The organism is Streptomyces sp. NBC_01750 (genome assembly GCF_035918095.1).
Lineage (GTDB): Bacteria > Actinomycetota > Actinomycetes > Streptomycetales > Streptomycetaceae > Streptomyces.
Genome location: NZ_CP109137.1, coordinates 1,542,329 through 1,566,854 on the forward strand (window position 1 = coordinate 1,542,329; position 24,526 = coordinate 1,566,854).

The following is a 24,526-nucleotide window of genomic DNA, read 5'->3' on the forward strand; positions in this document are numbered from 1 at the left end:
ATCCGTCCGGCGCGAGGACGCAACACCGGGAGGCGGTTCAGGAAGACTTGCGGCCGAGGAGACGATTCGCCCGGTCGCCGACGCCCCAGGCCGTGACCCGCCACAACGCCTCGACAAGGATGTCGCGGCTCATCTTCGAGTCACCGATCTCACGCTCCACGAAGGTGATCGGGACTTCGACGACGTGGTAACCGGCGGCGACGGCCCGGCGGGCCAGATCGACCTGGAAGCAGTAGCCCTGCGAGGCGACGTCCGCGAGTCCGAGCCCTTCGAGGGTCTCCTTGCGGAAGGCCCGGAAGCCACCCGTGATGTCTCGGAGCGGCAGTCCGAGGAGCAGCCGGGAGTAGGTGCTGCCGCCGCGCGAGATGAACTGACGGTGCTTCGGCCAGTTGACCACGCGGCCGCCGGGGACCCAGCGCGAGCCGAGGACCAGGTCGGCGCCCTTGAGGGCGGTGAGCAGCCGGGGCAGTTCCTCGGGCTGGTGGGAGCCGTCGGCGTCCATTTCGACGAGTACGCCGTAGCCGTGCTCGATACCCCAGGCGAAGCCCGCGAGGTAGGCGGCGCCGAGGCCTTCCTTGCCCTTGCGGTGCAGTACTTGCACCTTGTCGTCATGGGCCGCGAGTTCATCGGCGAATTTGCCTGTGCCGTCGGGGCTGTTGTCGTCGGCGACGAGGATGTCCGCCTCGGGCACGGCAGCGCGCACCCGGGCGACGATCGGCTTGATGTTCTCGGCCTCGTTGTAGGTCGGGATGATCACCAAGGCCCTGCCGAGCGGGCCGTACCGCCGCTGACCGCCGTCGTTCACTGCTGCCCCTTAAAGTCCGTACGCAGAGCCCCACCATAGCGAGCGCTCATCGAGCGGCTGCGGCGGCACGGACCTGGGGTGCCGTGTCTTCGGCACAGAAGCGGGACGAGGGGCTGCGGATCGGGGCCCGGCGTCCTTCGGGCCGACCTGGGACCCGCTGGCTGCGGGTCTACCGAGAGCCGTTGTCTACTGAACGCCGGGCCCCACCCGGGTCACACCTGCCGGCCGGCTGAGACCTTCCCTCGCCCCCGAGGCGCGGGCGCTGAACCTGGCTCCCAGTGACAGTGCGCCGGTGCGACGCACCACCCCATGACCCAGCGGCGTTCGACGACTGCGTGAAGGTCTGCCGGTCGGACGTCCCGTGGTGGACTCGGCCGAACCTACCGGCCGGTGGGCGCTCACTGTCAACAGTCGCCTGATCTGCGATCTTTGCCCAAATCACCAGGTCAGCGCGGAAGATGCGCAGGTCGCGACGGAGCGCGTCGGGCATCGATCGGCGGTACGAAATGTCCTCACGTCACTCGTTCGGCCTCTCATAGACAGTTTGTCCGAAGACCACCGTCCGCAGGCAGCGGGGCAGTTCGGTGCCGGGGGTGAGATCGGGCAGGCCAGGGGTGCCGGAGCGCGGGTCGGTGGACCAGCGGGCGACGCGGTCGTCGGGGGCCTGGACGACGAGTTCCTCGGTGCGCCAGACGGCGTAGTCGGCGGGCGCGCCGGGGACCAGGACGCCGGCGTCGTCGCGTCCGATGGCCCGCCAGCCGCCACGGGTGTGCGCGGTGAAGGCGGCGCGGGCCGAGATCCGGTGTTCGGGTGTGCGGTGGAAGGCGGCGGCCCGGAGGGTGCCCCAGGGGTCGAGCGGGGTCACGGGGCCGTCGGAGCCGAAGGCGAGGGGCACTCCGGCGCGCAGCAGTGCGGCATACGGGTTGAGGGTGCGGGCCCGCTCGGCGCCGAGGCGCTGGGCGTACATGCCTTCCGAGCCGCCCCAGGCCGCGTCGAAGGCGGGCTGGACGGAGGCGGTGAGGCCGAATTCGGCGAAGGCGGCGATGGTTTCGGGCGTGAGCATCTCGGCGTGTTCGACGCGGTGGCGGGCTGCGCGTACTCGGGCGAGGCCCAGCGTGTCGGCGGCGGTCCTGATGCCTTCGGTGACAGCGGTGAGGGCGGCGTCACCGATGGCGTGGAAACCGGCCTGGAGCCCGGCTTCGGTGCAGGCGGCGACATGGGCGGCGACGGCCGCGGTGTCGAGGTGGGCGGCGCCGGTGTGCGGGGCGTCGGCGTACGGGGAGTGCAGGTGGGCGGTGTGCGAGCCGAGGGAGCCGTCGACGAACAGGTCACCGGCCGCTCCGACGGCGCCGAGTTCACGGATGCGCTGTGCGTCCTTTGCGCTCGCGACCTGTTCGGCCCAGTAACCGACAACGCGCGGGCCCGGCTCCGCTCCGGCCAGTTCCAGCAGGGAGGTGAAGTCGTCCTCGTCGCTGATGTCGGGGCCGGCGCATTCATGAACGGTGCCGATACCGAGCGAGGCGGCCCTGGCGAGTGCGGCGCGCTGCGCGGCGGCGCGCTGCGCGGGCGTGATCGCGGCATGGGCGGCGGCGCGTACGGCGTGGTGGGCGGCGGCGGTCAGCGGCGCGTCCGGGTGGTACCCGGCGAGGTCGGTGACGCCGGGGACGAGGTCGAGCAGGGCGGTGGTGACCACGGCCGAGTGGACGTCGATCCGGGGCAGATAGAGCGGCCGGCCGCCGGCCGCCCGGTCGAGTTCGGCGCGGGACGGCGGACGCTGCTCGGGCCAGCGCGTGGCGTCCCAGCCGTGGCCGAGGAGGACCTTGTCGGCGGCGTGTGCGGCGCTGTGCTCCCGTACGAGACCGAGCGCCTCGACCAGGGTGCGGGCGCCGGACAGATCGAGGCCGGTGAGGGCGAGGCCGGTCGCCGTGGTGTGGACGTGTGCGTCGGTGAACGCCGGAGCGACCAGGGCCCCTTCGAGGTCGACCACTTCGTCGACGCCGGCGGCGAAGGCGTCGGCGGCGCCTTCCGAGCCCACCCAGGCGATATGTCCTCGTTCGACGACCATCGCGGTGGCGAAGGGGTCGGCGGGGCTGTGGACTTCTCCACCGCGCAGCAGCACGGTGCGGTGTTCGGCCTGGGGGGCGGTGCTGTCGGTCATGGGAACAGCCTAGATACGCGGCGGGCGTGCCTCGTACGGGGTGGAGAGGACGACGGTCGTACGAGTGGAGACGCCGGACAGCGAGCGGATGCGGGTCAGCAGGTGCTCCAGCTCGAGCGGGGTGGCGACGCGGACCTTGAGGATGTAGTTCTCCTCGCCCGCGACGCTGTGACAGGCCTCGATCTCAGGCACGTCGGCGAGACGTTCCGCAATGTCGTCGGGGGCACTGGGATCGAAGGGCTTGACCGAGATGAAGGCGGTGATCGGCAGCCCGACCGCCTCGGGGTCGACCACGGCGGCGTAACCGCGGATGACGCCGCGCTGCTCGAGGCGGCGGACGCGTTGATGCACCGCCGATGTGGACAGGCCAGTGGCCTTGCCCAGGTCGGTGTAACTCATCCGCCCGTCCGCGACGAGCAATTCCACGATCTGACGATCCAGCTCCTCCATGCGGATCAACCTATTGCCCCAGGTCGCTTCCGGCACAGTCGGAGGCAACCCGGAGAGGCACCTGCGGCGGGCATGTGACCAATGCCACAGGTTTGCCGGCCGGTCCGTCGTGACCACGTGGTTACCTGGCCGGCGCGTGGGGAATTGCTTGCTGTGGTCGAGGCCGCAAGTGCCTGGTCGGCCCACCTGAGGGGGGAATCTCCATGCAGAACCTGAAGAACAGCGGACGTACCGAACCGGAGCCTGTTGATTCGGCCGATCCGGCCGAGATCGATGAGCTCGACGCGTACGACACCTTCGAGATGTACCGGGTGATCTGCCCGGACTGCGTGCAGCCGATCGCGCTGCTGGCGGACGAGGGCGTCCTGCCGGAGCATGCGCTGTGCCCCACCCCGTGGAACCCCTTCGGGCTGACCGTGTGCGCCGGTACGGGGCGTACGGCCGCCGAGGGGCGTCCCGCGGACGAGACGCTGGAAGTCCAGGAGCAGGACACTGCGCTGCTGTTGACGCTCCCCCAGGGGCTCGACTGGCGGACCCAGCCCTTCTCGCACGTCGGCGGCGCGGGCTCGCGGCCGGTCAAGGTGCCGCACCTGCGGCGTGCGGCCTGAGCGGTCCGAGGACCGGGCAGGCCACCAGTAGCTTCCCTGCACCATGACGGCAAGGCCGGTGTGGTGCAGGACCGGGCTGAATCTTCGGGAACCCGCACTTCGCCGAAGTGGACCTGTCGGCGGTCGGCCTCCTGGACGGCAGGAGGCTGACGGCACGTCAGGGGCTTGCGGGAGGCCGGAGCCCCGGCGCCGTACTCGATTGCCGCGGGCCGCGGCGGGTACGGCGCGAACTCGCGCTCGATTCGCCGAGGCGGTAACCCGGCTGGGACACAGGGCGTTGCCCAGTCATGACCCTGCAGTACGCCACGACCAGTAGCGGCGGGCGGCGCCTTGCGGCGCCCGCTCCAGAAGAATCGGTTCCGCATCCGGCCGATCCGCCCATCTACCGCGAGCTGCTCCGCAAGTGGGCGAGCAAGGGCCAGACCTTGCCGGGGCGCCGCGACCCGGAGTGGAGCAGGCTCGCGGCGCCGCCGGTGTGGGACGGCCGGTTCAGCACGTCACAGGATCAGCGCGTTTCGGGTCCGGCCAGGTGACGGGCGATGACCATGCGCTGGATCTGGTTGGTGCCCTCGACGATCTGTAGCACCTTGGCCTCACGCATATAGCGCTCGACCGGGAAGTCCAGCGTGTAGCCGTAGCCGCCGAGCACCTGGACGGCGTCGGTGGTGACGCTCATCGCCGCGTCCGTGCAGAACAGCTTGGCCATGGCGGCCTGCCGGGAGAAGGGCCGTCCCGCGTCGCGCAGCCGCGCGGCGGCGAGATAGAGCGCACGGCCTGCCTCGATCCGGGTCGCCATGTCGGCGAGCATGAAGCGCAGCCCCTGGAAGTCGGCGATGGGCCGGCCGAACTGCTGCCGTCCGGTGGCGTACGCGACAGCCTCGTCCAGGGCGGCCTGGGCGAGCCCCACGGCGCAGGCGGCGATGCCGAGCCGGCCCGAGTCGAGCGCGGAGAGCGCGATCGCAAAGCCCTGGCCCTCCTCACCGATCCGGCGGGAGTCGGGGACCCGTACGCCGTCGAAGTTCAGCTGGGCGGTGGGCGAGCCCTTCATACCCATCTTCTTCTCGGGTGCGGCAGGGTTCAGGCCCTGCGCGTCGCCGGGGACGAGGAAGGCCGTGATGCCACGGGCGCCCTCACCGCCGGTGCGGGCCAGAACGGTGTAGAAGTCGGCGACTCCGCCGTGCGTGATCCAGGACTTGGTGCCGGTGATCACCCAGCTGTCCCCGTCGCGCACGGCCTTGGTGCGCAGCGACGCGGCATCCGATCCGGAGGCGGGTTCGGAGAGGCAGTACGCACCCAGGAGGCCGCCGCCGAGCATGGCGGACAGATGCTCGGCCTGCTGCTCCTTGGTGCCGTAGCCGGCCAGTGCATGGCAGGCGAGGGAGTGGACGCTGACGCCGAGGCCGACGGTGAGGCGGGCGGCGGCGAGTTCTTCGAGGACCTGAAGGTAGACCTCGTACGGCTGGTCTCCCCCGCCGTACTCGGAGTCGTACGGAAGGCCGAGCAGTCCGGACTCGGACAGAAGGGAGAAGACCTCGCGCGGGAAGTGCCCGGAATCCTCCTCCTCGGCCGCCCGGGGAGCGATCTCCCGCTGGATGATGTCGCGTACCAGGGCGATCAGATCCCTGGACTCCTCGGTGGGCAGTTGACGATCCACCGGCTGCGGGGCGCGATCGGGCATTACGGCGCTCTCCTCCCTGTCGGGCGCTGCGGCGGGCGCGCGCGAAGGGTGTGGGCGCGCCGCCGGTCTTACTGCCAGGCCGATGCTGCCCTTCCGGATCACGAAAGTGGCTCGACGGCGGCTGTGGCGCGTTGAGTATGCCCGATCAGCGGGCGTCCGTCACGGGCTGCAAGGACTCGTTCCGGTACCGCCCCGCCGAACGGTGAAATTGGTCCGAACCATTGACCCCACTGGTCTAGTCCTTCTACCGTTCCCCCCAGCGCATGCCCGTGTTCATGCCACATAGGCCCGACGGTCGACAGCACGCCCCCACTCGCTCTCCCTCCCCCACGAGGAGACATGATGCTCGGACCACACCGTCCCCGCGCCCGCCTGAGGGCGCTCATCGCCGCCGCGTGTACCGCCGTGCTCGGCGCGACCCTGATCACCGGCGCCCATATCGCCTCCGCGGGCGAGTCCGCCCCTGCCGCGAAGCCCGTGGCCGCGCCCGCGGCGGCCGCCGCCGGAAGCAAGGTGGTCGGCTACTTCACCGAATGGGGCGTCTACGACCGCAACTACCACGTCAGGAACATCCAGACCTCCGGGTCCGCGAACAAGCTCACCCACATCAACTACGCCTTCGGAAATGTCACCGGCGGCAAGTGCGCCATCGGTGACTCGTTCGCCGACTACGAGAAGACCTACACCGCCGGACAGAGCGTGGACGGCGTCGCCGACACCTGGGACCAACCGCTGCGCGGCAGCTTCAACCAGTTGCGCAAGCTGAAGAAGCTGCACCCGAACCTCAAGGTGCTGTGGTCGTTCGGCGGCTGGACCTGGTCCGGCGGATTCGGCCAGGCCGCGGCCAACCCGGCCGCCTTCGCCCAGTCCTGCTACAACCTGGTCGAGGATCCCCGCTGGAAGGATGTCTTCGACGGCATCGACATCGACTGGGAGTACCCCAACGCCTGCGGACTGAGCTGTGACACCAGCGGTCGCGACGCCTTCAAGAACGTGATGTCCGCGCTGCGTTCGAAGTTCGGCAGCTCCAACCTGGTGACCGCGGCGATCACCGCGGACGCCTCGTCCGGCGGCAAGATCGAGAAGGCGAACTACGCGGGCGCCGCCCAGTACGTCGACTGGTACAACCCGATGACCTACGACTTCTTCGGCGCCTGGGCGGCGCAGGGCCCCACCGCCCCGCACTCACCGCTCACCTCCTACACCGGCATTCCGCAACAGGGCTTCAACACGAACGCCGCGATCACCAAGCTCAAGGGACTCGGCATCCCCTCGTCGAAGCTGCTGCTCGGGATCGGCTTCTACGGACGCGGCTGGACGGGCGTGACTCAGAAGGCGCCCGGTGGCACGGCGACCGGACCGGCGCCCGGCAAGTACGAGCAGGGCATCGACGACTACAAGGAGCTCAAGTCCAGGTGCCCGGCCAACGGGACCGTCGCCGGGACGGCGTACGCGCACTGCGGCAGCCAGTGGTGGAGCTACGACACCCCCGCCACCATCGCCGGGAAGATGACCTACAAGAACCAGCAGAGCCTGGGCGGCACCTTCTTCTGGGAGCTCAGCGGTGACACCACGGGCGGAGAGCTGATCAAGGCCATCAAGTAGCCCACGGGAGTACCCGGGCGAGGGCGGGGAGCCGGCGGGCTCCCCGCCCTCGCGTCACGCCTCGACGGGCGCGGGAGCCTGAGCAGATCCCGAAGCCTGAGCAGGCGCGGAAGCCTGAGCAGACGCGGAAGCCGGCACCGACGTCGGTTCACGCGGCGGCTCCGGGCAGTCCGGCGCGAACTCCTCGATCGTGCCGAGCGTGGCCCGCAGCATCCGCATCAGCAGCGCGCACACGGTCTCCCGCGCCGGCTCCTGATGCCCCAGCCAGTCGAGGGTGATCCCCTCGACGCTGCTGAGCCAGCCGAGCAGCGCGAGCCGGGCGAGCATGGGGATCTCTCGCCTGCCGTACGCGCCTTCGGCGATGGTCGCTATCAGTTCATCGCGCACCGCGTCACGTATGGACTGCACCTGGGTGTCGAAGCCGACGCCGCCCGTGACGATGGTGCGGAAGGCCGCCTGGTGGTGCTGGGCGTAGCAGAGATAGGCCTCGATCGTGCGGTGCACGCGCTCGGCGCGCGGCAGTTCGGTGTCACCGGCGGCGCGTGAGACGAGGTCGGCCACCGAGTCCTCGATGATCGCGAGATAGTAGCCGCGTTTGCTCTTGAAGTAGTAGTAGATCAGGCCCTTGGCGACTCCCGCATGCTTGGCGATGTCGTCCATGGAGAGTGCGTCGTAGGAAGTGTCGGCGAACAACTTCCGCCCGGTTGCGATGAGTTCAACGCGGCGTACCTGGGATCGTTCGGTCGCGCCACGCTGTTGACTATTATTCAAATTGAGCCCTAGTCTCCAACTGCCACAGGATCTCCGCAGTATGGCAGACCTGCGCAGGCGCTCTCCCTGCGCAGGTGGACGACGTGCTGTCGCCGCGCCCAGGAGAGAGTCGGAGCCGCTAGACCAGTCCGAGTTGGGTGACGAGCATGGCGAGGACGACGACGAGGGTCCAGCCGAGGATGTGCTCGAGGATCTCGGAGCTGTCCTCGGGGCCACCGGTCCGGGTGCGGGGCTCGGCGCGGTCGGCGGTGATGGCGGTCGAAGTCATGATGTGTCTCGTTCAGTCGTCTGGTAGGCGGACATCCCCCCGTGCCCCGACCAGAGTGCCAGCGATACCGGTCCCGGGGTAGAGACGTGCGTCACTGCACGCGGGGCCGGCAGGTGCCTCACCGGATGCCGACGGCCTCCAGCGCCCGGCGCTGGGCGGGGGTCGGCTGGGCGGGCCAGTACAGGTAGCAGACGCCCCCTGTGCCGGAGACCACTTTGCCGCTCGCGTTGTAGCGCTTGGTGCGGAGCCAGATCTTCTCCCACTCGGCGCGACGGTAGACACGGCGTACGGCGGCGTTGCTGGGCGATGCGGGGTCGTTGGCGATCACATCCCCGTCGGCCGTGAACCCGATCACGGTCATCAGATGCCCCGAGGTGCCGTAGCCCGCGCCGGTCAGCTCCTCCTTGAGGAAGGACTGGGACGTTATGGCCGGAATACCGGCCCGGATCAGCGTCTCGAGGTCGGTGAGCGAGGAGAGCCGGGTGACGACCGCGCTCATGTCCTTGAAGGTGGCCGCATAGGCGGCGTTGAAGGGCCAGTTCCCGCAGCCGTTGTACTGGTAGTCGAAGGTGAAGCGGGCCGCGTGGCAGACCTGGGGGTCGGCGAAGGCGGGATTCACCCAGGAAAGGTCGGCGGCCGACGGCTTCCGGCCCCAGTACTCGATGATCATCTGGGAGGAGGTGGGGCTGCACCAGGCCTCGCCGCCGTTGTCGTACTCCGGGTACTGGCCGACGTGGGTGTTCTGCGAGTAGCGCGGTACGGAAAGCTCGCGGGCGAGTCCAGGTGCGGAGGCGGGGACGGTGAACCGGTCCGGGATGTCGGAGGCCATCGCGCCGAGCCGCCACACGGTGGGCGTGAGCCGGGTGCCGGGCTTGCGGTAGAGGGTCAGCCGCAGTTGGTACGAGACCAGGCGCAGTCCGCCGGCCGCGTCGTCGATGGAGAAGGTGTCCGTCCAGATGCCGGCCTTGCCGTCGCCCTGGTCGTCGAGGGACGTACGGCGGATGTCGCCGTCGCCCGCCGCCCAGCGGCCCATCACGAACCAGGGGGTCGGGGTGGTGTCGGAGTAGACGCCGCGCAGCTCGACCTGGAGCCAGGTACCGGCCGGAGTGTGCGCGTTCCAGGAGGCGATGACCTCGGTCGCCGGCACCTGCGAGCAGTGGACGGGCGACGTCCAGGTGGCGTACTCCCAGGTCGCAGTGGTGCCGGTGTGCGGATCGGTGTAGTCGGTGCGGCCGGCAGGGGCGGCGATGACCACTCCGGGGCGCCGGCCGGCGACGGCCCGGGTGCCGGCCGCGGTGCCGAAGCGCCAGTCGGTGTACGAGGTCCAGAACTGGTTGTCGACCAGCGGGACGGAACCGGTGCGACCGGCCGGGGCGGCGGCCGCCGGGGCGGCGGAGGACAGCGCGCCCGCACCCGCCGCTGCCGCGACCGCGGCACTCAGCACGGATCTGCGCGAAGTAGGTCTGGGCATGGGGACCCCCCAAGTCAGGTGCGCGACAGTGGGGCAACTATCGCGGGTCCCGGCGGACTTCTGCCAGCACTTGGGACCGCGTCGCTCCACCAATATTGGTCTGGTCCACTGGCCGGACCTGCGGAGGGGTGCGCCGCACTCTCAGGGGGCGGGCCTCATCGGCGGCGGGCCTCCTAGGCTGGCGGGATGGACGACCTCGATCGGCAGGCCATGGCGCTGCGCGCACTTCCGCCTTCGTGCGGACCGGTGCGGCTGGTCGCGGTCGACGGCCACGCGGGCTCGGGGAAGAGCACGTTCGCGGCCCGGCTCGCGACGGCACTCGGCGACGGCGTGCCGGTGCTGCACCTCGACGACCTGGCCACCCATGAGGAGCTCTTCGCCTGGACGGACCGGATGCTGATCCAAGTGATCGGCCCGCTCTCGCACGGCAGGACCGCGCACTACGACCCGTACGACTGGAATCTGCGCCGCTTCGGACCGCCGTGCTCTCTGGAGGCGGCTCCTGTGGTGCTGATCGAGGGCGTGGGGGCTGGGCGGCGGGCGTTGCGCCCGTTTCTCGCGAGGCTGCTGTGGATGGAGCGCAGCGCGGAAGAGTCCTGGCAGCGGGGCCGGGACCGCGATGGAAGCGAGCTCTCCGCTTTCTGGGACGACTGGACCATGGCGGAGACACGCCATTTCTTGTCGGACCCTTCTCGTCCGTTCGCGGATGCCCTGGTACGCGAGTGTCAGGAGGGGTACAAGTGGCTCCAGGGGCCTTCTGCGACAGCGTGACCGAACCGGATCATCACGTACAGTTACTGCCTTTCCCCGGCATACTGAGCAGTCGGAAATCCGCCTCAAGAGTGCCTCAACTCTGCTTGACCGAGGGGGCGTACAGGTCTTACGTTCTCAATGTGCGGCTTTCCGGAGCCGCCGCAGACGCGAAGCCCCCGGTTGTTCCCCCGTGATCGGGGGCTTCGTTCTGCCCTCTCCCCCTCCTCCCCGGCGCCACATCCCACTCCTCGCTCACCCTGGGTCACCGTCACCGGGGTGCTTGTCGTGCCCTTAGTCGCACACCCCTTACGCAGGTACGATGCACCTCGGTGGGGTCAATTCCCGTCCACGGCAAGGTGGTTCAGTTCGCTGCCGACGGGCGCCCGCCCGGCGGGACATCACAGGTGCACGTTTTGTGGGGGACCTGATGGACATCGGCACGCAGGGCGCACCGGCCCCGGCCGACCTCGCCTGGGTGCGCGGCGTGGAGGCCTACACCATGGGGGCCTATCCGCAGGCGGAGGAGGAGTTCCGGGCCGCGGTGCGGGTCGATCCCGGGATGGCCGACGGCTGGCTCGGCCTGCACGCCCTGCGCGTCGACACCACCACCGCGCTGCTGCGCATGTACCGCAGCCGCGAGCGCTTCGGCGAGCAGCGCGCCCGCCACCGCCGCACCCTCAACTCCTGGTACTGGCTGGGCTGGTGGGTTCAGCCGGTGCTCGAGAGCCCGCGTGATCTGCTGCTCGCCCACGCCTCCCACTGGCTCGACGGCCGTCATGTGCCGGAGCTGGACCGGGCGCTCGCGGGTCTGCCGCCGGTCGACGCCGATCCCCAGGTGCGCTTTCTGCACGCCTGCCGCGCGTATCTGGTCAAGGACTGGGAGCAGCTCGTACGTCATACCGAGCCGCTGGTCAACGATCCGCTGCTGGGCATCGAGGCCGGACTCTTCGGCGGGATGGCCCGGGTGCGTCTGGAGATGTACGGGCAGGCCGAGCCGCTGCTTTCCGCCGCTCTGATGCGCTGCCGCAGTGAGCAGCCACAGCGCAAGGAGCTGCGGTACTGGCTGGCGCGGGCCCACGAGGGTACCGGCCGCAGCGCCGCCGCCCTGCCGCTGTACCGGGCGGTGCACCGGATCGATCCGGCCTTCATGGACACATCGGCGCGTCTGGCCGCGATCGCGGAGTACGACGGGATCGACGGGTACGACGAGTCGTCAGGACTGGCCGCGGTGTCGCTGGCCGGCTTCGGGCAGGACACCGCGGACGCACAGGCGGAGGGGGACAGTGCGCTCACGGCCGAGGCGCGGCTCGGCCCCGATCCGCAGACCCAGCTCCCGGGCGCCGTGCCGATCGTCCCGCCCGCCGGCCCGAGGCCGAAGGCGGTTACTCCCGCGCAGCCCGCTCCACCGCAGTTCCCGGCGGGCCCCACCGATCCGGTGCTGCTCGCCGAAGCACTCGCGGAGCTGGAGCGGATGGTGGGCCTGGAGCCGGTGAAGCGGCAGGTCAAGGCGTTGTCCGCGCAGCTGAAGATGGCTCGGCTGCGCGCCGACCAGGGGCTGCCGGTGCAGCCGCCGAAACGGCATTTCGTCTTCTCCGGTCCCTCAGGCACCGGCAAGACGACCGTCGCGCGCATCCTCGGCCGGGTCTTCTACGCGCTGGGCCTGCTCGGCGGCGACCATCTGGTCGAGGCCCAACGGGCCGATCTTGTCGGTGAGTTCCTGGGCCAGACGGCCGTGAAGGCCAATGAGCTGATCGACTCGGCGATCGGCGGAGTGCTGTTCGTGGACGAGGCGTACAGCCTCTCCAATTCCGGCTACTCCAAGGGTGACGCGTACGGCGACGAGGCCCTCCAGGTTCTCCTCAAGCGAGCCGAGGACAACCGCGACCATCTGGTGGTCATCCTGGCCGGCTATCCCGAGGGCATGGACCGGCTGCTCGCCACCAACCCCGGTCTGTCCTCGCGCTTCACCACGCGGGTCGACTTCCCCTCGTACCGCCCCCTCGAACTGACCGCCATCGGCGAAGTGCTCGCGGCCGAGAACGGTGATGTGTGGGACGACGAGGTGCGTGAGGAACTGCGCTCCATCAGCGGACATGTGGTCGACCAGGGCTGGATCGACGAGCTCGGCAACGGCCGGTTCCTGCGCACGCTCTATGAGAAGAGCTGCGCCTACCGGGATCTGCGGCTGTCCGGATATCCCGGCACGCCGACCCGCGAGGATCTCGCCACACTGAGGCTGCCCGATCTGATGCAGGCGTACGGCGAGGTCCTGTCGGGCCGCGGTCCGGTGGACCGCGACCCGCAGGACCCGCCGCTCTGAGCCGCCGCTCGGCCCTCAGCCGACCAGGGCGGTGTCCAGGGCAGTCTCGGACGCACGGGGGACCGTCACCCGGTGGGCCGGGTCGCGGACCTCGCCGACCAGCATTTCCAGGACGTCCTCCAGCGCGACCAGACCCAGCACCCGTCCCGACGCGTCCGCGACCTGGGCGAGGTGGGTGGCCGCGCGGCGCATCACGGTGAGGGCGTCATCGAGCGGGAGCTCGCCCCGCAGGGTCGCCATGGGGCGCCAGATCTGCTGGGGCACGGCCCGTTCCCGGTCCTCCAGGTCGAGGACATCCTTGACATGGAGGTAACCCATGAACGGGCCTTCGCCCTCCCCGCAGACCGGGAAGCGGGAGTAGCCGGTACGTACCGTCAGCTCCTCGACCTGGCGCGGGGTGACCGAAGGGGCGACCGTCACCAGCGCGGAGCGGGTGATCAGCACATCCGTCACCGGGCGGCTGCCCAGCTCCAGCGCATCCTCCAGCCGCTCCTGCTCCGCGGGCTCCAGCAGCCCCGCCTGGCCCGAGTCCTCCACCAGACGGTTCAGCTGTTCACTGGTGAAGACCGCCTCCACCTCGTCCTTCGGCTCGACTCGGAAGGCCCGCAGCACCAGCCGGGCGCAGGCGCCGAGCGCCGCAGTGACCGGGCGGCACAGCCGGGCGAAGGTGACCAGGCCCGGGCTGAGCCAGAGCGCGGTCTTCTCCGGGGCGGCCATCGCCAGGTTCTTCGGGACCATCTCGCCGATGACCAGGTGCAGGGAGACGACCACGGCCAGTGCGACGACATAGCCCAGTGGATGGATCAGCCCATCGGGCAGATGCGCGGCGTGGAAAACCGGTTCCAGCAGATTGGCCACGGTCGGTTCGGCGACCGCGCCCAGGGTCAGTGAGCAAATGGTGATGCCGAACTGCGCGGCGGCCATCATCTGCGGCAGGTTCTCCAGTCCGTACAGCACCTGCCTGGCCCGCGAGGAACCCTCCGCGGCCAGCGGTTCGACCTGGCTGCGGCGTACCGAGACGAGCGCGAACTCCGCGCCGACGAAGAAGCCGTTGGCCAGCACCAGCAGGACGGCGAAAAGAAGTTGGAGGACGCTCATCGCACGGCCTCCGGCAGGGCCGGGACGTCGGCGGTACGCACCAGGCGCACCCGCTCGGCCCGGTAGCGGCCCACCTGGCGGACCAGGAGCCGCCAGCCGGGGAGTTCGGCCCGGTCACCGGGGGCGGGAATACGTCCCAGCAGATCGGCGACGAGGCCTGCCACCGTCTCGTACGGGCCCTCGGGCACATCGAGGCCTATCCGGCGCAGCGTGAGGACGCGGCAGCTGCCGTCTGCCTCCCAGGCGGGGTTGCCCTCCTCCGCGGCCACGGAGGCCAGTTCGGGCTGGGCGTCCGCCTCAGCGTCATGCTCGTCGCGGACCTCGCCGACGAGTTCCTCGATGATGTCCTCGAGCGTGACGACTCCGGCGGTGCCGCCGTACTCGTCGACCACGACGGCGATGGGCTGCTCGCTGCGCAGCCGCTCCAGCAGCTGCTGCACGGGCAGCGTCTCGGGCACGAGGAGCGGTGGGACGGCGACCCGGTCCACCCGGGTTCGCTGCCGTTCGTCGACCGGCACCGCGAGTGCGTCCTTGAGGTGCACCATGCCGACGATCTCGTCGATGCGCTCCCGGTAGACGGGAAAGCGCGAAAGTCCGGTCGCGCGGGTGAGGTTGAGGACATCGGCCGCGGCGGCGTCGCTCTGCAGCGCGCTCATCTTCACCCGCGGCGTCATCACATGCTGCGCGGTGAGATGGCCGAGCGAGAGCGTCCGTACGAACAGGTCAGCGGTGTCCTGCTCCAGCGCTCCGGCGCGTGCCGAGTGGCGGGCCAGCGAGACCAGCTCACCGGGCGTGCGGGCGGACGCCAGCTCCTCGGCGGGTTCGACGCCGAGCATCCGCACGAGACGGTTGGCGACGGTGTTGAGCAGGGTGATGACCGGACGGAAGACCGTAGAGAAGAGATGCTGCGGGCCGGCGACGAATCGCGCGACCTGCAACGGCCGGGAAATCGCCCAGTTCTTGGGGACGAGCTCACCGATCACCATCTGGACGGCGGAGGCGAGCAGCATCGCGATCACCACCGCGATCCCGGAGACGGCCCCCGCGGGCAGCCCGGTGGCGGTCAGCGGCCCGGCGAGCAGTCCGGCGAGCGCGGGCTCGGCGAGCATGCCGACCACGAGCGAGGTGATGGTGATGCCGAGCTGGGTGCCGGAGAGCTGGAAGGACAGCTCCCGCAGTGCCTTGACGACACGGCCGGCGCGGCGGTCGCCCTCGGCGGCGGCGCGCTCGGCATCGGGCCGCTCCACCGTGACCAGGCCGAACTCGGCCGCCACGAAGAAGCCATTGGCGAGGATCAGGAGGAACGCTGCGGCGAGCAGCAGAAGAGAGACGATCATGCCGCCGCCTCCTGGGAGGGGGCGGCGCAGGTACTACCGGACGATCCGTCCATTGCTGGAGGGAGTCACTCCTCGGGTCGCAGGTGCCCCGCGGGCCGCTGGGGGCCGGGTGGTGCGGAGCGGGGCGCGCTTGTCGCCACCGTCACCAGAGTAGTCAAGCGCGCGGCGGACGCGGCAGGGGCATCGCCGCTCAGTCCTCGTCCGGGCGGGTGCCCCGGCATTCCGCGAGAGCCCGCAGAGCGCGGGCGTCACTGATGGCGTGCGCCTTGGCGATACCGGGCTGAATGCCCAGTACAGGCAGGCTGGTGCCATCGCTGAGGTCGAGGAAGACCCACGGGTCCCCGGGGCGGAGATTCACCCGCAGGATCTCGGCCCACTCCAGTTGGCGCGTACGGGTGAGATTGATGACAGTGACGCCGTTCTCGTCGGCGACGACCTTCGGCCTGCTGAGCAGGGCCAGCACTCCGAGGAAGACCAGGGCGGTGAAGATGAAGCTGCTCCGCTCCGCCGCGCTCAGCTTCTCCAGCAGCAGGGCGATGGCGGTGATCACGGCGAACATCACCGCGCCCACGGTCAGCAGAACGATCCGGGTACGGGTCGGCCTGAATGTGACCGGGAGCGCGGGGACTTGAGGCGCGGCGGCGGGCATGGTCTCCGGCATCCTTCAGAGGCGGCAGGCGTGGATGGCCGTGGTGAGGATCGCCCGTGCGCCGAGGTCGTACAGATCGTCCATGATCCGCTGCGCCTCCTTGGCCGCGACCATGGAACGGACGGCGACCCAGCCCTCGTGGTGCAGCGGCGAGATGGTCGGCGACTCGAGGCCCGGGGTGAGGGCGACGGCCCGCTCGAGGTGCTCGACCCGGCAGTCGTAGTCCATCATCACGTAGCTGCGGGCGACCAGGACGCCCTGGAGGCGGCGCAGGAACTGCTGCACCTTGGGGTCGTCGGCGGGCGCACCGGTGCGGCGGATGACGACCGCCTCGGACTTCATGATCGGCTCGCCGATGACCTCCAGACCGGCGTTGCGCAGGCTGGTACCGGTCTCCACGACGTCCGCGATGATCTGCGCGACGCCAAGCTGGATCGCCGTCTCGACGGCGCCGTCGAGGTGGACGACGGAGGCGTCGATGCCCTCGTCGGCGAGGTGCTTGGCGACGATGCCCTCGTAGGAGGTGGCGACCGTCATTCCGCCGAAGTCGCCGACTCCGTCGGCAGTGCCGGGCTTGGTCGCGTAGCGGAAGGTGGAGCGGGCGAAGCCGAGCTGGAGGATCTCCTCGGCGTTGGCGCCGGAGTCCAACAGCAGATCGCGGCCGGTGATGCCGATGTCGAGCTTGCCGGAGCTGACGTAGATCGCGATGTCGCGCGGGCGCAGGTAGAAGAACTCGACGTCGTTCTCGGGGTCGACGAGTACGAGCTCCTTGGACTCCTTGCGCTGCTGGTAGCCGGCCTCATGGAGCATCGCCGACGCAGGTCCGGACAGTGAACCCTTGTTGGGGACGGCGATGCGCAGCATGAGACGGGCTTCCTTTGTTCGCGTTGTTCCGTACGGAGTTGTTCGCGTTGTTCCGTGAGTCGGGGCGGTGCTCAGAGGTGGGCGTAGACGTCGTCGAGGGAGATCCCGCGCGCGACCATCATCACCTGGACGTGGTACAGCAGCTGCGAGATCTCCTCGGCGGCGGCTTCCTTGCCCTCGTACTCGGCGGCCATCCACACCTCGGCGGCCTCCTCGACGACCTTCTTGCCGATGGCATGCACTCCCTTGTCCACCAGCTCGGCGGTGCGGGAGGTGGCCGGGTCGCCGTTCTTCGCCTTGAGCTGCAGCTCGGCGAAGAGCTCTTCGAAGGTTTTGTTCGCCATGATGGTCCCAAGCCTAAGGGGTGCGGAAAGGCCGGCGCGCAGCACCTCCGCCGAAGGGTGGTGCCGGTCGGCGGGTGGGACGTTCAGCGCCAGGGTTCGCTGACGGTACGCAGCGTGGTGGCGGTGGCGACGGCGGCGGTGACCGCCTCGTGGCCCTTGTCCTCGTTCGACCCTTCAAGTCCGGCGCGGTCCAGCGCCTGCTCCTCGGTGTCGCAGGTCAGGACGCCGAAGCCGATCGGGACGCCGGTGTCGATGGAGACCTGGGTGAGGCCCTGGGTGACGCCCTGGCACACATACTCGAAGTGCGGGGTGCCGCCGCGGATGACGACGCCGAGCGCGACGACCGCGTCGTAGCCGCGGCCCGCCAGCACCTTGGCGACCACCGGCAGCTCGAAGCTGCCGGGGACACGCAGCAGTGTCGGCTCGTCGATGCCCAGCTCGTGCAATGCGCGCAGAGCGCCGTCGACGAGGCCGTCCATGACCTTCTCGTGCCACTGGGCCGCGATCACAGCCACCCGCAGGTCGCCGCAGTTGCGTACGGACAGTTCGGGTGCACCCTTGCCGCTCATGTTTCTCCCTTGACGCTTACTGACTTACTGGTTGCCGCAGGCGGACGCGCCGGAGGCGTCGAGCCAGGGCAGATCGTGTCCCATCCGGTCCCGCTTGGTGCGCAGATACCGGAGGTTGTGCTCGCCCGCTTGAACGGGCATCGGCTCGCGGCCGTCGACCGTGAGGCCGTGGCGGACGAGCGCGGCGATCTTGTCGGGGTTGTTGGTCATCAGCCGGAGGCTGCGTACGCCGAGGTCCTCGAGGATCTGCGCGCCCGCGCCGTAGTCGCGGGCGTCGGCGGGGAGGCCGAGTTCGAGATTGGCGTCGAGGGTGTCGCGGCCGCGCTCCTGGAGTTCGTACGCACGCAGCTTGGACAGCAGGCCGATGCCACGGCCCTCGTGGCCGCGCAGATAGACGACGACGCCGCGGCCGGCCTTCGTGATGTGCTCCATGGAGGCCTGCAGCTGGGGGCCGCAGTCGCAGCGCAGCGAGTGGAAGATGTCGCCGGTCAGGCACTCGGAGTGGACGCGTACGAGGACGTCATCGCCGTCGCCGATCTCGCCGTGGACGAGCGCGACATGCTCGACGCCGTCGACGGTGGAGCGGTAGCCGAAAGCGGTGAACTGGCCGAAGGAGGTGGGCAGATCGACCTCGGCCTCGCGCTTGACTGTCGGCTCGGAGGTACGGCGGTACGCGATCAGGTCCTCGATGGAGATGATCGTCAGTCCGTGCTTGCGGGCGAACGGGATCAGCTCGGGCAGCCGCAGCATCACTCCGTCCTCGCCCGCGATCTCGACGATCGCGCCGGCGGGGCGCAGTCCGGCGAGGCGGGCCAGGTCGACGGCGGCCTCGGTGTGGCCGTTGCGGACCAGCACCCCGCCGGGCTTGGCGCGGAGCGGGAAGACATGACCGGGGCGTACGAAATCGGAAGCCTCGGCCCTGCCGCCGGCCAGCAGCTGGAGGGTGGTTGCGCGGTCGGCCGCGGAGATACCGGTGGTGACGCCGAAGGCCGGGCCCGCGTCGACGGAGACGGTGAACGCCGTCCGCATCGACTCGGTGTTGTGCTCGACCATCTGCGGCAGGTCGAGCCGCTCCAGCTCCTCACCCTCCATAGGAGCGCAGATCAGGCCGCGGCACTCGCTCATCATGAAGGCGACGATCTCGGGTGTGGCCTTCTCGGCGGCGATGACGAGGTCGCCCTCGTTCTCGCGGTCCTCGTCGTCGACGACCACGACGGGCCTTCCCGCCGCGATGTCGCGGATGGCCTGCTCCACCGGGTCGAGGGCGAAGTCCTCGACATTGTCGGTGGAGTACCAGGTGGGCGTCGAGGGGGTGGCGCGAGGCGCCTCGGGCAGGGTGGTGGGTGACGGGCGGGAAGTCATGCTGCCGCTCCTTCCAGGGAGGGCTTGGCGCTCGTACGGGAGCGCAGCCACCAGTCGCGCATGCCCCACAGGACGAGCGCGCCGTAAATGATGTAGACGAAACCGGAGAAGGCGAAGCCGTTGGCGAAGTTGAGCGGGACGCCGACGAGATCGACCAGCAGCCAGGCGAACCAGAACTCGACGAGGCCGCGCGCCTGGGCGTACATGGCGATCAGAGTGCCGACGAAGATGTACGCGTCGGGCCACGGGTCCCAGGAGAGCGACGGCTCCAGGGTGAAGAGCCCGGCGACGGCGACGGTGCCGATTGCCGCGGCGGCGACGAGGAGTACGCGCTCGCGCCGGCTCGCGAAGCGGATGGCGATCGAGCCGTCCTGGGCCTGCTGCCGGCCACGGGTCCACTGCCACCAGCCCCACGCGGCGACGACCATGACCACGACCTGCTTGCCCGCGCTGCCGGTCAGATGTGACGAGGCGAACGCGGCGAAGAGAATGACTCCGGAGACGAACTGCACCGGCCAGGTCCATATGGAGCGCCGCCAGCCGAGCGCGAGCGCGATCAGACCGATCGTGTTACCGATCATGTCGGACCACTTGATGTGCTGCTCGAAGGCGGTGAACGCCTCGGAGTTCAGCCAGGACACTGCGCTCACTTCGCGGACTCCTCGGAGCCGGCGCCGAGCAGCCGCTCGACGTACTTGGCGATGACGTCGACCTCGAGGTTGACCGGGTCGCCGGGCTGCTTGATGCCGAGCGTGGTCAGCGCGAGGGTGGTGGGGATGAGGCTGAGGGTGAAGTAGTCGGGGCCCGCGTCGACGACGGTCAGGCTGACCCCGTCGACGGTGATCGAGCCCTTCTCGACGACATAGCGGGAGAGGTCGGCGGGGAGGGAGATCTTCACGATCTCCCAGTTCTCCGACGGCTTCCGCTCGACGATGGTGCCGGTACCGTCCACATGGCCCTGCACGATGTGGCCGCCGAGCCTGTCGCCGACGGCCATCGGCCGCTCCAGGTTGACGCGGGAGCCTTCCGCGAGCGCGCCGAGGCTGGAGCGGTTGAGGGTCTCGGCCATCACATCGGCGGTGAACTCGCCGTCGCCGAAGTCGACGACTGTGAGACAGACGCCGTTGACGGCGATCGAGTCCCCGTGCTTCGCGTCTTCGGTGACGACGGGGCCGCGCAGTCGGAAGCGGGAGGAGTCGCCGAGCTTCTCGACGGCGGTCACCTCACCCAACTCTTCGACGATTCCGGTGAACACTCAGCGCTCCTTCGGGGCGGTGGCGGGTGTGGCGGTAACGCGCAGATCGGGGCCGATGCGTACGGTCTCGGTCATGTCGAGCCGCAACGCTTCGGCGATCGTGGAGATTCCGGCGCCGGCGAGGGCGGTGCGGCCTGCGCCGAGGAGTACGGGGGCGAGATAACCGACGACCTTGTCGACGGCTCCCGCGGCGACGAATGCTCCGGCAAGCGTCGGGCCGCCTTCGAGGAGTACGGAGCGGACGCCGCGCTGGTGCAGGGCTTCCAACAGGGCCGGTACGGACAGGCCGTTCGCCGCGCGAGGCAGCCGTACGACATCGCGCAGTCCGGTCTCGGCGTCCTCGGCGACCGCGATCAGCGTGGGCGCGGCGTCGTCGAGGACGCGGGCGCCGGGCTTGACGGCGGTACCTTCTGTGTCGACGACCACGCGCAGCGGCTGGACGGCGCCTTCGATGCCGCGGATCGCGAGGTGCGGGTCGTCGGCGCGGGCCGTGCCGGAGCCGACGATCACCGCGTCGGCCTCGGCGCGCAGCCGGTGGACGTCGGCGCGGGACTCGGGCGAGGTGATCCAGCGGCTGGTGCCGTCCTGCGCGGCGATACGGCCGTCGAGGGTCGCGGCGTACTTCCACAGAACGTAGGGGCGGCCGAGGCGTACAGAGGTGAGCCAGGCGATGTTGCCCGCTTCGGCCTGGTCGGCGAGGAGGCCCTGCTCGACCTGGACTCCGGCGGCGCGCAGACTGTCCGCGCCACCGGTGGCCTGTGCGGTCGGGTCGCCGACGGCGTACACGACCCGTTCGATCCCGGCCTCGACAAGGGCCTGGGCGCAGGGCCCGGTGCGGCCGGTGTGGTTACAGGGCTCGAGGGTGACGTACGCGGTGCCGCCGCGGGCGCGCTCTTTGGCCTCTCGCAGTGCGTGGACCTCGGCGTGCGGGCCGCCTGCGCGCCGGTGGAAGCCGGCACCTGCGGGCTGTCCGGAGGCATCGAGGATGACGCACCCGACAACCGGGTTGGGGCTGGTGGAGCCGAGTCCGCGGGCGGCGAGCAGAATCGCTCGGCGCATGGCGTCCGTGTCGGCTGCGGTGGCCACCGGGTCCTCCTGCCTCTTCGGGCACGGACTCCGGGGCCTGTCGATGACGACAGAGAGCGGGACAATGCTTCACAGCGACGCCGGGACCGAGCGCACCGATCGCCGAATACGGCGATCAGCCACTACGGCCGGCGTACCGGAAAGGTCGCCCGCCGCGCACTGCCTCCCATCCGGACTTTCACCGTCGGTCCAGGAATTTCACCTGGTCAACCGGCCGCTGGATGCGGACGGGTCGCGGACTGTAACCGCCGGTTCGGAATTACACCGACCCCGGAGTGCGCTGCTGCTGATACAGGGCCAGTGTGCCACGCCCGGTCAAGGGCCATGCGAGTGAACAGCTGTGGGCTGACTCACAAGCTCGTATCGGATGGCTGATTCAGACCTATTGACCGCCCTGGTCTAGTCCAATTACTCTCTGCGGCACCTCCTCGGATTCTGGGGTGTCGACCGCCCGGCGGCGGAGTCCGGCCCTTGCCGCCGCCGGGCTTCGCGCCGCTGCGAGCAGCCGTCCCGGACGGCCCGGTCAGAACGATTGCGACACGCCGCGACTCACACGCACGGTGGTGCCATGCGCTCACGCGCCCGGTGCGAAGAGTTCGTCCTGGGCCGCCTCGCGCGCCGCCAGCAGCGCGCCGCTCAGGACCGCGGCGCCCCCGAGCACTCCCGCCCGTACCTCGGTACGCAGCGGAGAGAGCTCGGCCAGCCGGGCCTCGACCCGGGCGGCCAGTTCCGCGCCACCGGCATGGCCGACCTCCCCGCCGAGGACCACACACCCCGGGTCGAGGACGGAGGCGACCGCGGCCGCGCCGAGGGCGAGACGGTCGGCGAAGGCGTCGAGAAAGCCGTCCCGGCCGGCCGTTACGGCCGCCCGTACAACCGCCGCGGCCCTCGGTTCCCCGGACCGCGGCACCTCGATGCCGTGCCGGTCGGCGAGCGCGCAGACCGCGGCGGACGCGGCCAGCGAGTGGAAGCCGCCCTCGCAGTCGACCCCGCTCGGCAGTCCCGTCGTGCCGGGTACCGGCAGGAAGCCGATCTCACCCGCCCCGCCCGACGCACCTCGGCGGAGTCTGCCGTCGAGGAAGAGCGCCGCGCCGATCCCGTGGCCGAGCCACAGCAGCGCGAAGGTGTCGCGGTCGCGGGCCGCACCCAGGCGCTGTTCGGCCACGGCGGCCAGGTTGGTCTCGTTCTCGACGAGGACCCTGGCAGGCAGCCGCTCCTGGAGTGCGGCGACGAGGCGGCGGTGCCAGGCGGGCAGGCCGGAGGTGTGGCGCAGTTCGCCGGTGGCCGGGTCGATCAGGCCGGGCGCGCCGATGCCGACGCTGTGCAGCCGGGCCGCGCCCGCCTCGTGGGCCGTCCGTTCCAGGAGTGCGACCGCCCGCTCGACGGCGGGCCCGGTGCCGGTGTCGCCGCCGATGGGAAGTGAGGCCTCGGCAAGGGTCACGCCGAGCAGATCGGCGACGACGACGGTCACGCTCCGGGTCCGTACATCGAGAGCGGCCAGGTGCGCGCGGTCGGCGACGATCCCGTACAGCCGGGCATTGGGGCCCCGGCGCTCGGCGCCCGCCTCGCCGACGATCCGGATCAGACCGGACATCTGCAGCCGCTCCACCAGATCGGCGACGCTGGGACGGGAGAGTCCGGTCATGGTCTTCAGCTGCCCTGCCGTCAACGGGCCTTCCTGCTGCAGCAGTCGGAGGGCGAGCCGGTCGTTGATGACCCGGGCGGTGCTCGGGGATGCGGGCATGCCGGAATCCTTCCAGATCACTGCCCGCCGCTATTTATCAGGCAGGGTTCCTGATAGTTTACGCGGGACTTCTGTGGGGAGGGGCACAGGCATGGCCGGCGAAGTGGTCTTCGGACAGAGCCAGTTGAAGCGCGCGCGGTACGCCGTGGCCGCCGTCTTCTGTGTGCACGGCGCGGTCACCGGCAGCTTCGCCACCCGCATCCCCTGGATCCAGGAGCATGCGGCGGTCGGCGCGGGGCAGCTCGGTCTCGCGCTCGCCTTCCCGGCGCTGGGCGCATCCGTGGCGATGCCGCTGGCCGGCGCGATCAGCCACCGCTTCGGCGCCCGCAACGCGCTGCGCGGCCTGATCACGCTGTGGACGCTCTCGCTGACCCTGCCGTCCTTCGCCCCGAATCTGCTCGCCCTCTGTACGGCGCTGTTCGTGTTCGGCGCCACGGCGGGCATGGCGGACGTGGCGATGAACGCCCTGGGTGTCGAGATCGAGAACCGCCTCGACCGCTCGATCATGTCCGGGCTGCACGGCATGTGGAGTGCCGGTGCGCTGATCGGCTCCGCGGGCGGTACTCTCGCCGCGCATCTCGGCAGCGACGCCCGGCTGCACCACGCCGTCGCCGCCGCGGTACTGACCACGCTCGGTCTGATCGCCTGTCAGGGCCTACTGGATCTGCGCAGCGCGCCCCACGAGGAGCCGCCTCGTTTCGCGCTGCCGCCCAGGTCGGCGATCGTCATCGGCGCGGTCGGGTTCTGCGCGGTGTTCGCGGAGGGCGCGAGCCTGGACTGGTCGGCGGTCTTTCTGCGGGACGAACTGGGTACATCGGCCGGCCTCGCGGCCGCATCCACCACCGCGTTCGCGCTGACCATGGCGGTGGCGCGGCTCGCGGGCGACCGCATCGTGGACCGCTTCGGACCGGTGCGCACGGTGCGGGCGGGCGGTGTACTGGCGACCGCGGGCGGACTGCTGGTGGTCGTGGCGCCCCATCCGGCCGTGGCGATGACCGGCTTCGGGTTCATCGGACTCGGTGTGGCCGTCGTGGTGCCGCTCGCCTTCGCGGCGGCGGGGCGCAGCGGCCCCCATCCCAGCCAGGCCATCGCCGGCGTCGCCACCATCACCTACACCTCGGGACTCATCGCTCCCTCGGCGATCGGCGCGGTCGCCGACGCCACCAGCCTGGTCGTCTCTTTCGGTCTGGTGACGGCGCTCGCGTGCGGCCTGATCGTGGGCGCGGGAGTGCTGCGCTCGGCCGGCCGGGAAACCGCCACGTCAGGCACGACTGACGCGGTGAGGCGGGCGGATCGCAGCCCCGCCGGCGATTGAGGAGCGGGAGGCGGGG

General features: G+C 70.3%; 23 protein-coding genes and 1 riboswitch. Of the genes, 5 read left to right on the top strand and 18 right to left on the bottom strand.

Features of this window, described 5'->3' with window-relative positions; translation table 11 throughout:
• Window positions 1-37: 37 nt before the first annotated feature.
• From OG966_RS06810 to OG966_RS06820, 3 genes are all read right to left on the bottom strand, one after another.
• Complete coding sequence (locus OG966_RS06810; RefSeq protein WP_326648530.1) at window positions 38-805, bottom strand: polyprenol monophosphomannose synthase; 768 nt, start codon at window positions 803-805, stop codon at window positions 38-40.
• Window positions 806-1,322: 517 nt separating this feature from the next.
• Entirely contained in the window at window positions 1,323-2,963 is a 1,641-nt protein-coding gene (locus OG966_RS06815) for an amidohydrolase (RefSeq protein ID WP_326648531.1), read from the bottom strand.
• 9 nt (window positions 2,964-2,972) lie between these two features.
• Window positions 2,973-3,413 (bottom strand): Lrp/AsnC family transcriptional regulator, encoded by a 441-nt coding sequence (locus OG966_RS06820; RefSeq protein ID WP_326648532.1) that lies wholly within the window; start codon window positions 3,411-3,413, stop codon window positions 2,973-2,975.
• Window positions 3,414-3,616: 203 nt separating this feature from the next.
• On the opposite strand from OG966_RS06820, the gene OG966_RS06825 reads away from it, so the two are divergent.
• Window positions 3,617-4,021, top strand: coding sequence for a hypothetical protein (locus OG966_RS06825; protein ID WP_326648533.1), 405 nt, complete (start codon window positions 3,617-3,619; stop codon window positions 4,019-4,021).
• 505 nt (window positions 4,022-4,526) lie between these two features.
• Here the strand turns inward: OG966_RS06825 and OG966_RS06830 are convergent.
• Window positions 4,527-5,699 carry an acyl-CoA dehydrogenase family protein gene (locus OG966_RS06830; protein ID WP_326648534.1) on the bottom strand — a complete coding sequence of 391 codons (1,173 nt, stop codon included), beginning with the start codon at window positions 5,697-5,699 and terminating at the stop codon, window positions 4,527-4,529.
• A 342-nt stretch (window positions 5,700-6,041) separates the two neighbouring features.
• Between OG966_RS06830 and OG966_RS06835 the strand changes: the two genes are divergently transcribed.
• Window positions 6,042-7,304: a glycoside hydrolase family 18 protein gene (locus tag OG966_RS06835; protein ID WP_326655102.1), complete on the top strand. Its 1,263-nt coding sequence runs from the start codon at window positions 6,042-6,044 to the stop codon at window positions 7,302-7,304.
• A gap of 54 nt (window positions 7,305-7,358) precedes the next feature.
• Here OG966_RS06835 and OG966_RS06840 read toward each other — a convergent pair whose 3' ends face one another.
• The 3 genes from OG966_RS06840 to OG966_RS06850 all read right to left on the bottom strand — a co-directional run bounded on the left by OG966_RS06840 (window position 7,359) and on the right by OG966_RS06850 (window position 9,814).
• A complete protein-coding gene (locus tag OG966_RS06840) occupies window positions 7,359-8,075 on the bottom strand; it encodes a TetR/AcrR family transcriptional regulator (protein WP_326648535.1) in 717 nt (238 codons plus the stop codon).
• A gap of 118 nt (window positions 8,076-8,193) precedes the next feature.
• Window positions 8,194-8,343 carry an SCO1431 family membrane protein gene (locus tag OG966_RS06845; RefSeq protein ID WP_326648536.1) on the bottom strand — a complete coding sequence of 50 codons (150 nt, stop codon included), beginning with the start codon at window positions 8,341-8,343 and terminating at the stop codon, window positions 8,194-8,196.
• 118 nt (window positions 8,344-8,461) lie between these two features.
• Window positions 8,462-9,814, bottom strand: a complete 1,353-nt coding sequence (locus OG966_RS06850; protein WP_326648537.1) for a peptidase C39 family protein — start codon at window positions 9,812-9,814, stop codon at window positions 8,462-8,464.
• Window positions 9,815-10,000: 186 nt separating this feature from the next.
• Here OG966_RS06850 and OG966_RS06855 point away from each other — a divergent pair, with 186 nt between their 5' ends.
• Window positions 10,001-10,585 carry a uridine kinase family protein gene (locus tag OG966_RS06855; RefSeq protein ID WP_326648538.1) on the top strand — a complete coding sequence of 195 codons (585 nt, stop codon included), beginning with the start codon at window positions 10,001-10,003 and terminating at the stop codon, window positions 10,583-10,585.
• Between the two features lie 409 nt (window positions 10,586-10,994).
• Entirely contained in the window at window positions 10,995-12,887 is a 1,893-nt protein-coding gene (locus OG966_RS06860; RefSeq protein WP_326655103.1) for an AAA family ATPase, read from the top strand.
• Between the two features lie 15 nt (window positions 12,888-12,902).
• On the opposite strand, the gene OG966_RS06865 is transcribed toward OG966_RS06860, so the two are convergent.
• The 11 genes from OG966_RS06865 to OG966_RS06915 form a co-directional block, all read right to left on the bottom strand.
• Complete coding sequence (locus tag OG966_RS06865) at window positions 12,903-13,985, bottom strand: hemolysin family protein (protein ID WP_326648539.1); 1,083 nt, start codon at window positions 13,983-13,985, stop codon at window positions 12,903-12,905.
• Window positions 13,982-15,322 (bottom strand): hemolysin family protein, encoded by a 1,341-nt coding sequence (locus OG966_RS06870; RefSeq protein ID WP_326648540.1) that lies wholly within the window; start codon window positions 15,320-15,322, stop codon window positions 13,982-13,984. Before OG966_RS06870 ends, OG966_RS06865 begins: the two co-directional genes overlap by 4 nt.
• 190 nt (window positions 15,323-15,512) lie before the next feature.
• Window positions 15,513-15,971, bottom strand: a complete 459-nt coding sequence (locus OG966_RS06875; RefSeq protein ID WP_326648541.1) for a PH domain-containing protein — start codon at window positions 15,969-15,971, stop codon at window positions 15,513-15,515.
• A gap of 15 nt (window positions 15,972-15,986) precedes the next feature.
• On the bottom strand, window positions 15,987-16,835 hold the full coding sequence (gene hisG / locus OG966_RS06880) for an ATP phosphoribosyltransferase (protein WP_326648542.1): 849 nt from the start codon (window positions 16,833-16,835) through the stop codon (window positions 15,987-15,989).
• Between the two features lie 71 nt (window positions 16,836-16,906).
• On the bottom strand, window positions 16,907-17,179 hold the full coding sequence (locus OG966_RS06885) for a phosphoribosyl-ATP diphosphatase (protein ID WP_142215995.1): 273 nt from the start codon (window positions 17,177-17,179) through the stop codon (window positions 16,907-16,909).
• An 83-nt stretch (window positions 17,180-17,262) separates the two neighbouring features.
• Complete coding sequence (gene ribH / locus OG966_RS06890) at window positions 17,263-17,748, bottom strand: 6,7-dimethyl-8-ribityllumazine synthase (protein ID WP_326648543.1); 486 nt, start codon at window positions 17,746-17,748, stop codon at window positions 17,263-17,265.
• 24 nt (window positions 17,749-17,772) lie between these two features.
• Window positions 17,773-19,110, bottom strand: coding sequence for a bifunctional 3,4-dihydroxy-2-butanone-4-phosphate synthase/GTP cyclohydrolase II (locus OG966_RS06895; protein WP_326648544.1), 1,338 nt, complete (start codon window positions 19,108-19,110; stop codon window positions 17,773-17,775).
• Window positions 19,107-19,751: a nicotinamide mononucleotide transporter family protein gene (locus OG966_RS06900; protein ID WP_326655104.1), complete on the bottom strand. Its 645-nt coding sequence runs from the start codon at window positions 19,749-19,751 to the stop codon at window positions 19,107-19,109. Before OG966_RS06900 ends, OG966_RS06895 begins: the two co-directional genes overlap by 4 nt.
• A 5-nt stretch (window positions 19,752-19,756) precedes the next feature.
• On the bottom strand, window positions 19,757-20,365 hold the full coding sequence (locus OG966_RS06905) for a riboflavin synthase (RefSeq protein WP_326648545.1): 609 nt from the start codon (window positions 20,363-20,365) through the stop codon (window positions 19,757-19,759).
• Complete coding sequence (gene ribD / locus OG966_RS06910; protein ID WP_326648546.1) at window positions 20,366-21,451, bottom strand: bifunctional diaminohydroxyphosphoribosylaminopyrimidine deaminase/5-amino-6-(5-phosphoribosylamino)uracil reductase RibD; 1,086 nt, start codon at window positions 21,449-21,451, stop codon at window positions 20,366-20,368.
• 152 nt (window positions 21,452-21,603) lie between these two features.
• Window positions 21,604-21,734, bottom strand: a riboswitch (FMN riboswitch).
• Between the two features lie 291 nt (window positions 21,735-22,025).
• The gene (locus OG966_RS06915) at window positions 22,026-23,195 is read right to left on the bottom strand and encodes an ROK family transcriptional regulator (protein WP_326648547.1); all 1,170 of its coding nucleotides are present in this window, start codon (window positions 23,193-23,195) and stop codon (window positions 22,026-22,028) included.
• 91 nt (window positions 23,196-23,286) lie between these two features.
• Here OG966_RS06915 and OG966_RS06920 point away from each other — a divergent pair, with 91 nt between their 5' ends.
• Window positions 23,287-24,510 (top strand): MFS transporter, encoded by a 1,224-nt coding sequence (locus tag OG966_RS06920; RefSeq protein WP_326648548.1) that lies wholly within the window; start codon window positions 23,287-23,289, stop codon window positions 24,508-24,510.
• The last annotated feature ends 16 nt before the right edge of the window (window positions 24,511-24,526 follow it).

What these genes read in the sequence shown, in the direction of transcription:
- OG966_RS06815 (WP_326648531.1), bottom strand. Translation starts at nt 2,963, where the DNA reads ATGACCGACAGCACCGCCCCCCAGGCCGAACACCGCACCGTGCTGCTG.
- OG966_RS06895 (WP_326648544.1), bottom strand. Translation starts at nt 19,110, where the DNA reads ATGACTTCCCGCCCGTCACCCACCACCCTGCCCGAGGCGCCTCGCGCC.
- OG966_RS06855 (WP_326648538.1), top strand. Translation starts at nt 10,001, where the DNA reads ATGGACGACCTCGATCGGCAGGCCATGGCGCTGCGCGCACTTCCGCCT.
- OG966_RS06850 (WP_326648537.1), bottom strand. Translation starts at nt 9,814, where the DNA reads ATGCCCAGACCTACTTCGCGCAGATCCGTGCTGAGTGCCGCGGTCGCG.
- OG966_RS06875 (WP_326648541.1), bottom strand. Translation starts at nt 15,971, where the DNA reads ATGCCCGCCGCCGCGCCTCAAGTCCCCGCGCTCCCGGTCACATTCAGG.
- OG966_RS06870 (WP_326648540.1), bottom strand. Translation starts at nt 15,322, where the DNA reads ATGATCGTCTCTCTTCTGCTGCTCGCCGCAGCGTTCCTCCTGATCCTC.
- hisG (WP_326648542.1), bottom strand. Translation starts at nt 16,835, where the DNA reads ATGCTGCGCATCGCCGTCCCCAACAAGGGTTCACTGTCCGGACCTGCG.
- OG966_RS06830 (WP_326648534.1), bottom strand. Translation starts at nt 5,699, where the DNA reads ATGCCCGATCGCGCCCCGCAGCCGGTGGATCGTCAACTGCCCACCGAG.
- OG966_RS06865 (WP_326648539.1), bottom strand. Translation starts at nt 13,985, where the DNA reads ATGAGCGTCCTCCAACTTCTTTTCGCCGTCCTGCTGGTGCTGGCCAAC.
- OG966_RS06920 (WP_326648548.1), top strand. Translation starts at nt 23,287, where the DNA reads ATGGCCGGCGAAGTGGTCTTCGGACAGAGCCAGTTGAAGCGCGCGCGG.
- ribH (WP_326648543.1), bottom strand. Translation starts at nt 17,748, where the DNA reads ATGAGCGGCAAGGGTGCACCCGAACTGTCCGTACGCAACTGCGGCGAC.
- OG966_RS06860 (WP_326655103.1), top strand. Translation starts at nt 10,995, where the DNA reads ATGGACATCGGCACGCAGGGCGCACCGGCCCCGGCCGACCTCGCCTGG.
- OG966_RS06835 (WP_326655102.1), top strand. Translation starts at nt 6,042, where the DNA reads ATGCTCGGACCACACCGTCCCCGCGCCCGCCTGAGGGCGCTCATCGCC.
- OG966_RS06845 (WP_326648536.1), bottom strand. Translation starts at nt 8,343, where the DNA reads ATGACTTCGACCGCCATCACCGCCGACCGCGCCGAGCCCCGCACCCGG.
- OG966_RS06820 (WP_326648532.1), bottom strand. Translation starts at nt 3,413, where the DNA reads ATGGAGGAGCTGGATCGTCAGATCGTGGAATTGCTCGTCGCGGACGGG.
- OG966_RS06825 (WP_326648533.1), top strand. Translation starts at nt 3,617, where the DNA reads ATGCAGAACCTGAAGAACAGCGGACGTACCGAACCGGAGCCTGTTGAT.
- OG966_RS06885 (WP_142215995.1), bottom strand. Translation starts at nt 17,179, where the DNA reads ATGGCGAACAAAACCTTCGAAGAGCTCTTCGCCGAGCTGCAGCTCAAG.
- OG966_RS06915 (WP_326648547.1), bottom strand. Translation starts at nt 23,195, where the DNA reads ATGCCCGCATCCCCGAGCACCGCCCGGGTCATCAACGACCGGCTCGCC.